Origin of the sequence: Protofrankia sp. Cr1, assembly GCF_963555865.1 — a bacterium.
GTDB lineage: Bacteria > Actinomycetota > Actinomycetes > Frankiales > Frankiaceae > Protofrankia.
The window spans coordinates 4,071-11,017 of sequence record NZ_CAUVXO010000163.1 but is presented as its reverse complement, the minus strand read 5'-3'; the positions used below and the strand labels follow the sequence as shown (position 1 = coordinate 11,017).

The following is a 6,947-nucleotide window of genomic DNA, read 5'->3' as shown; positions in this document are numbered from 1 at the left end:
GCCGGGTGATCGTGCGGGCTCAACACCTTGATCCATTTTGTGACGCTCCGTGCCTGCCTACGGGTAGCCCGATACCCGACTCGGACACACCCCATGCTGGTCACAACCCCGGCGCAGCGCCTCGCTCCTGAACTCCGCCGCGTTGTCGACGTAGATCTCCGCCGGCTTGCCGCTCATCGGCCAGACCGCCTGCACGCCAAGACGCTCCAGCCACGGCCGCTTGTCGGCGACCAGGTGCGCCAGACACAACCCGACCGAGGTCGCCGACGGCGCCTCCAACGTCACGACCAGGCCCCCGATGGCGCGGCTGAGCACGTCGATCGCCACGGTGAGATACGGGCGGCCGAACGCCGCTCCCGCGCCGCGTCCGGACCCTGCCGCGCCGCGACCACGGCCACCGGATCGAGCTTCGCCGCCCGACGCACCACAGCGCCCCGGGACGGGACCGGCAGACCCCGGCTCAGACAGGTCCGGGCAATTTCGCGATGTACCGCCGCCATCGACCGCCGCTGCCTGGTCAGATACCGCGTCCGCAGCACCTCGCGGATCACCGCCTCCACCGGCCCCGCGAGCTGCTCACGACCACGGCCACCGCTGGACCTGCCAGGAATCAGATCCGACACCAGGCCCGATCCGGCCCGCCATCGGCGCAGCAGCTCATACACCCGACGACGAGAGACACCCAGCTCGGCAGCGGCAGCATCGGCCGCCACGTGCCCGACAGCATCACCGGTGGCCAGCCGGCCAATCACCTCGGCGCGTCGTACCGCGACCTGCCACACCTCCGCCGGCGCGGTCAGAACTCCGCGCTCCACCACTCCGCCCGGTTCGCCCATCGCCGATCATCACCGTCGTGCACAGGAACACGGGTCAGATCGACGTTAGTGCACCCGAACCCGGTCCAGCCAGAGGTCCGAACTCGACTTCACCAACCCAGCGCTACCTCGGGCCGCCGTGCACAGGAGTTCGGACTTTGACAAGTTGATCGTGTGGTGTTGGGGTGTACCCCAACCAGACACGACTTCGGTGCGTCACGGGGTCATCCGGCGAACCCGTCGGCGATCGACCCGTCGGCGTTCAGACCGAACCGCCGCAACCGTTCCGCCTCATCATGCCGGCCGCGCTCGGCCAGCCGGTAGGCGGCATGCCCGTCGCCGGTGTCGGCGCGGGCCCGAAGCAGCGCGATGGCTCCGTCGAGGTCGCCGCGCCGGGCCAGCAGGTCGGCCAGCCGGTAGGCGGACTGCCTGTCGCCGGTGTCGGCGCGGGCCCGAAGCTCATCAATGTCGCCGCGCTCGGCCAGCAGGTCGGCCAGCCGGCCGGCGGCATGCCACTGGGTGCCGATCCCGGAGAAGTCCGGCGGCGGATTAGGGATTAGTTAGGCCCGCAGGAGGGTTACAGCGCGGCCCGTCTGTGTGGTGACCGTGTCGAACTGGGTGCGTTCGGTGATGTCCGCGGCGCCTGGGCGGCGGTCGAAGAGGATGAGGGTCCCAGCGTCGAGGCCGATACGGTCGAGGTAGCGGTCGAGCTGGGTCAGGCCCTGGCGCAGCGGGTTTGCCTTGCCCGGGTGCCAGACCTTGAGCTCGAGGGCCTCGCGCTGCCAGCGGCGTTTGCCGCCCTGATCCGTGTAGGGCCATTGCACGAGCAGGTCGATCCGCCCGGCGCCGACGCCGTACTCGCGTTCCACATAGCCGCCACCGTTGACGACGCGTTGAAGGAATCCCATGAGGACGAGCTGCGGGGCGACCTCGTGGTAGTGCTCGGTCGACGTGAGGACATCGCCGTGTTCGATCCAGAACTCGGCGAACTCCCGCAGCAGCATCTGGAAGTCGAAACGGCCGTCTGACCGGACGAAGCTGCGGGGGTCGGCGACGACGTTGGCCTCGACCTGTGAGGTCAGGACCCGGACGATGACTTCACGGTAGATCGGGTTGGCGATCCGCACCGGATTCTTTGGAGCGATCAGGCCGAGGTCGCGGGTGTAGGCGAGGTCGTCGTCATAGGGGTCGAGTTGGATGAGGTCGCCGGCCAGCAGCGGCTGCACGATCCGGCGGACACGGGGCTCGGCAAGCCGGGCCGCCAAGGAGTCCAGGTGGGTCGCCCGGGCAAGGATCAGTCGTTCCTTGGCCTGCTCCAGGTGGTCGATCGTGATCGGCGCCGAGGCCGGCACCGCCAGCTTCACGACGATCTCACGCGCGAGTGCGTTGACCAGCCACGGCTGACCGGCGGTCAGCTCGTAGGCCCGCGCCACCGCCGCTGGCGTGAACTCCTGCCCGATGTCCGCAGTGTGCTGGCCGTAGAGCTCGGCGACCTCATCCGGGGTGAAGTCCCCCAATCGTAGCGACTCCAGTTTGATGTTGAAAGGGCTGGACGTCCCCAACCGGGACGGGTCGCCACCCGCCGCGGCTCCGGGGTCCCGCGGAATCGCGAAGCGATTTCGGGGGTGGCAGTCGCGGACGTCGCGTAGACCGCACAGCGCGACCGACGCCGGGAACTGGCTGGGGCGACCACGGTAGCCGTTGCGCAACTGGCTTAGGACGCTGAGCAGACTCTGCCCCTGCAAGGCGTCGATCTCGTCGAAGAACAGCACCAGAGGCCGTGGGCAGGCCTGCGCCCACGCCCGCAGCGCCGTGCCCAACAGGGTCTCGTCCGGGGCGTCGGGCCATGGCTGCGGGCGCAGTTGCGGCGGCAGCGCGTCCTCGGCGGCCTCGCGGATCACCTGAAGAACGCCCCGCGCCGCGCGGCCGTAGTCGTCACGGGCCACCCGGCCGACCTCGCAGGAGAACAGCACGGCCGCGTACCGCCCCCGCGCGGTCAGCTCGTCCGCGAGCGCCTGTAGCGTCGTCGTCTTCCCCGTCTGCCGCGGCGCGTGCACGACGAAGTACCCCTCCTGGTCGACGAGACCGGGCACCTCCGGTAGTCGCGACAGCGCCGGGATCATGTAGTCGATCCTCGGGCGGCACGGACCAGCCGTCTGGAACCGGCGACTCACCGATCGTCACCTCCTCCGTTCCCCCCGAAATCGTTTCGCGATTCCGCGGGTCCCCGGTGCCACCAGTAGGGGAGCGCTCCGCCCACCACCCTACGCATCAGGCACTCGGAGATCGACGATCTCAGCCCGGGCCACCCAAGCGGCCGACCACGCTCACCGCCACCCACTGGCCAACGGCACCCTGGTCAAGCTGCCTGTCGCCGAGGACTCGGCGCTGCAGCCGTCGCTATTGTCAAGGTTCAAACCGAATGATCTTGCGGCCCTCACCCACCGCCTCGCCGGGTATGCCGTGAAGTCACCGACGGGCTGCTCCTGTGCCTTCAAGTGGTACTCCGGCGGGTCTCCGCTGTCTGCCCGGGTACGATTCGGCGCCGTGCCCGTGTCTCGTAAGCGGAAGAAGAAGTCGCCGTCCGGTCGCCGTTCTTCGGGCCGGCCTGGGGTACCGATCCCCAACAGGGCAGCGCAGGCCAACCCGTTGCGGGAACTGTTCGAGTACCGTCGCCGGCTCGACGAGCACCGCACCGCGCTGGCCGCGGACTCCGCCGGACCAATGGTCGACACGTTGATCACGGCCGCTCCCGGCTGGTCCGACGACGAACTCGAAGATGACTTCTGCGTCCGCTTCGGCGCGGTGATGACCCAGTACGAGGGCGGTGCGCTGGAGGATAGGGTCAACCCGGACGACTTCGTCCGCGCCGTGCTGTCCGCGCTCGACGGGCGGCTGCACGAGCCCGAGGATTCCGGCAGTGACGTCGCGGCGGCGCAAAGGTTGCTGGCCGTCGTCGCCGGTGTGCTGCCGGAGCCGCTGAGTGTGTCCGCGCGGGATTTGGTCGCCGAGCACCTGGACGACGCCGCGGCACAGCGGGCCACCCGCGGGCGTGCCGTGACCAGCCCGGCCCAGTGGGCGCGGAACAGCTACAGCACCCGCTGGGCCGTGGTCGCACCCCTCACCTCAGCGGACGGCTCGCAGCGGTGGTACCTGTGGGACGTGGACGCCTGCGGATATGAGGTCGTCACCGTGCACAGCGGCTTCCGCTCTTCCGCCGAGACTGCGCTGGCCGAATGGCAGCAGGCTGTCGGCCCCTCCGCCGCCGAGGCCACCCTGACCCCGGTGGACGACGCCGAGACGCTCGACGCGCTTCTGACCGGCGAGGTGGAAGGCATTCGGCCTGGCGGAGAAGACCAGGCTCAGTACGCGGAGTTCCTGCGCAGCCGCCGGCTCGGCCGCACCGTCCGACAAGCGGCCGGCCGGGCCCGCAGGCGCACGCTTCCGCGGCTGAGCGCGGACACCGCGGCCGAAGGGTTCGCCCGCCGGCTGCGGCGGATCGGCCACCACGACAGGCCGACCGGCGACGAATCCGACCAGGGCCCCGCTGGTGCTGGCGACCTCGCCGCGGAGATGGCCGAGTCCTGGTCCCCGCGCGAGCACCTCAGCCTGTACCCGTACTGCTCGCCGCACAAGGTCGCCGCGGCGGTATTGCACCTGCGCGACTTCTACCAAGACGACTTTGCCACCCAATTGATCGCGGTACTGCCCGAGTGGATCCGCTTCCTCTCCGAACACACCGGCATGACAGCCGACCTGACCGAACGCTGCCTCGCCTACGCCTCGGGCGAATCCCGGTTCCCCGGCCTGCTCGACGAACACGGACAGCCCAACCTCATGGCCCGAGTAGCCGAATGACAGCACGCGTATCCTGAAGGGTCGATGACAGGGTACTCACCTGCCCAGGTGACGACCACCGCACGACCAGCCACCGAGATCCACCGGCACGCAGGCCAATCGGCGCACCGCAGCCCCCGCACAAGCACGTTCCGAGGCGGCACAGGAACGTCGACGTGACCACAATGTCTGACGATCACGATCAGACGGGCCGGAAGTGTCCGGAACCGCCAGGTGTCCGGACACTTATTCTATTCGGTAGACGATGTTCTGGCCGGCGCGGTCACCGAGCATCGCCCCTGCTCAGGGCACGTGTGGCGACCGGCCGGACGATGATCTCAGGGCCGACAGTCAAGATTGACCGGTTCGGATGCTGGTACACATGGTCCACCACACAGCGTTACAAACCGCCTGACCTGCAGAAACAGGTTGGTTCTCACATCTTGGACGTGCCCGCGCCCGTCGAAGTCGCAGGTCGGCGGGCCGGGCAGGTGGTTCGAGCCTCCTTTGGCTCCGCAGCAGTCGACTCCTGTCGGTAGTCGTTCAACGGCGTAGCCGGCCGAGTGAGGCTGAGGATGGAAGGCTCCCGTGTGTGGCGAGTCCGCGCGGCTGGAACTGGCCGGCGTGCAGGTCACTCGCGGCATTCTGGGGCGAGATCCGGCAGGTCCGTGCCTGGGCTCCTGTCTACCGGCGGTCCTCACGTTCGGTGGCCGCTGCGGTGGAACGCTCCCAGTGCACCTCCGCCAGCGCCTCGAACGCGTTTCGCTGTTGCCGTATGGCCATGGTCTCGGTCCGCCCGACGAGGCCGCGCCCGTCCCGCCAGGCAGGTGGAGGCGACAGCGGCGCGGGCAGGGGACGGGCGCGGGGAACCGAGATGGCCCATCCCCCGGTTGACGTCCGGCGCGAGGATCACATTGCCTCTGGTCGTGAGTTACGAATGCGACTGGTCGTCGGCACCGAATGCACTCCCTCAACGCCGACAGCCTGTGCTCGTGACTTCCGGGTGCACTCTTCGTTGCCGTACTTGACCGCTGCCAGCAGGCGCTTCCCGTGGGCGCCGGAGCCGGCGTAGTTCGTTCTCGTGAAGATCGATCGGCCACGTTGATCACCAAGTGATGTCCGAAGTCACGAACATCCGCATCCCGTGTTCGCGACCAGAGCCAGTCACATGTATTGCCCTCACGCGGAGACATGACGAATCATGCTCGGACGCCCGCGGACCGTAGATACCGTACGGACGCGACATTTGGCGCGCGGGCGAGCGCGGGAGAGTTGGGGGCGTGGGTGGCGATGAAGGTACGGGTGGGCAAGTACGCCTACCTGTGGGAGGGCGCCGAGCCGCTCGTCCCGGGCGACCGTGTGCTCCTGCCCGAGAACTGGCTCAGCCGTATGATTCACGGCCCCGGGCCTTTCGAGGACACCGTGACCGCCGTCGGGAGCGACTACGACGGCCCGATGTCGCGGGTTATCGCCAAGATCGGACGGGACCCGGACTGGAGGCCGCCCGAGCCGGACACGCTACCCGCGCCCCGGGTGCCCCTCGTCCACGAAGGCCGGTACCAGCAGGCGCTGGCCGACTACGGCCGCCAGGTCGACGAATGGCACCGACGCGCCGGTGGCACGGCTTCCGATCCGGTGACCGTCGAGCGGGCCAGGCTCGTCACGTGCCCGAAGTGCGGCGCCCCCGAGTCAAGCCCGTGCACGGACGCCACGAAGCCCCGGAAGGCGAACCACCAGGAGCGGCTCCGACGGTTCCGCGAGTGGATGCAGGAGACCCAACCCCGGTACCCTCGGCGCGAGACGCTCTGACCATGTCCGGCGCGACCGGGCCCGGCCGAGGCGCGCCCAGCAGCGGCCGTCAGGGTCCCGGCCCCACCTGCGCGTTGGCCTACCGATGCTCCCCGATGTGCCTGCCAGTCCGGCGGATTCTGGTGCACCCGGACGGGTCCGCCCTGGTGACCACGCCGTGAGCAGACGCCGAAACTCCTCGACCTGTCTGCTGTTGTCCGGGCCGAGGTCCTCGACCCGGCAGGATCCGGTTGGGGTGGTGAGCAGGCATTCGGCCACCAGCATCGGAACCCGCAGGACCACGCGACCCGGGATCTCGACCAACCGGTGGTGAGCTAGGAGCGCGAGGTCGAACGGTGAGAGGTCGACCGTCTCCGCGCGGAGTGCGGTCGGATGTGCATCCTTCCTGACTTCGGGGAAGGCCAAGGCTAGGAGGCGGTACTGGCCGTTGGCTCGGGTAAGCGTCAGGCGCTCGGCCTCGGCGTGCCACACCGATTCCTGTTCTGA

General features: G+C 69.1%; 4 protein-coding genes and 1 pseudogene. 3 read left to right on the top strand and 2 right to left on the bottom strand.

The window, feature by feature from the left end; all coding sequences use genetic code 11:
- Positions 1–87: 87 nt before the first annotated feature.
- A pseudogene (locus U9980_RS14240) lies at positions 88–836 on the bottom strand (integrase catalytic domain-containing protein); the annotation flags it as partial.
- Positions 837–1,111: 275 nt separating this feature from the next.
- Between U9980_RS14240 and U9980_RS14235 the strand changes: the two are divergent.
- Positions 1,112–1,375 (top strand): hypothetical protein, encoded by a 264-nt coding sequence (locus U9980_RS14235; protein ID WP_322768356.1) that lies wholly within the window; start codon positions 1,112–1,114, stop codon positions 1,373–1,375.
- On the opposite strand, the gene U9980_RS14230 is transcribed toward U9980_RS14235, so the two are convergent.
- Positions 1,376–2,989, bottom strand: a complete 1,614-nt coding sequence (locus U9980_RS14230) for an ATP-binding protein (RefSeq protein ID WP_322768355.1) — start codon at positions 2,987–2,989, stop codon at positions 1,376–1,378.
- A 373-nt stretch (positions 2,990–3,362) separates the two neighbouring features.
- Here U9980_RS14230 and U9980_RS14225 point away from each other — a divergent pair, with 373 nt between their 5' ends.
- Together U9980_RS14225 and U9980_RS14220 are read left to right on the top strand one after the other, a co-directional pair.
- The gene (locus tag U9980_RS14225) at positions 3,363–4,673 is read left to right on the top strand and encodes a hypothetical protein (RefSeq protein WP_322768354.1); all 1,311 of its coding nucleotides are present in this window, start codon (positions 3,363–3,365) and stop codon (positions 4,671–4,673) included.
- Between the two features lie 1,269 nt (positions 4,674–5,942).
- Complete coding sequence (locus U9980_RS14220) at positions 5,943–6,461, top strand: hypothetical protein (protein WP_322768353.1); 519 nt, start codon at positions 5,943–5,945, stop codon at positions 6,459–6,461.
- The last annotated feature ends 486 nt before the right edge of the window (positions 6,462–6,947 follow it).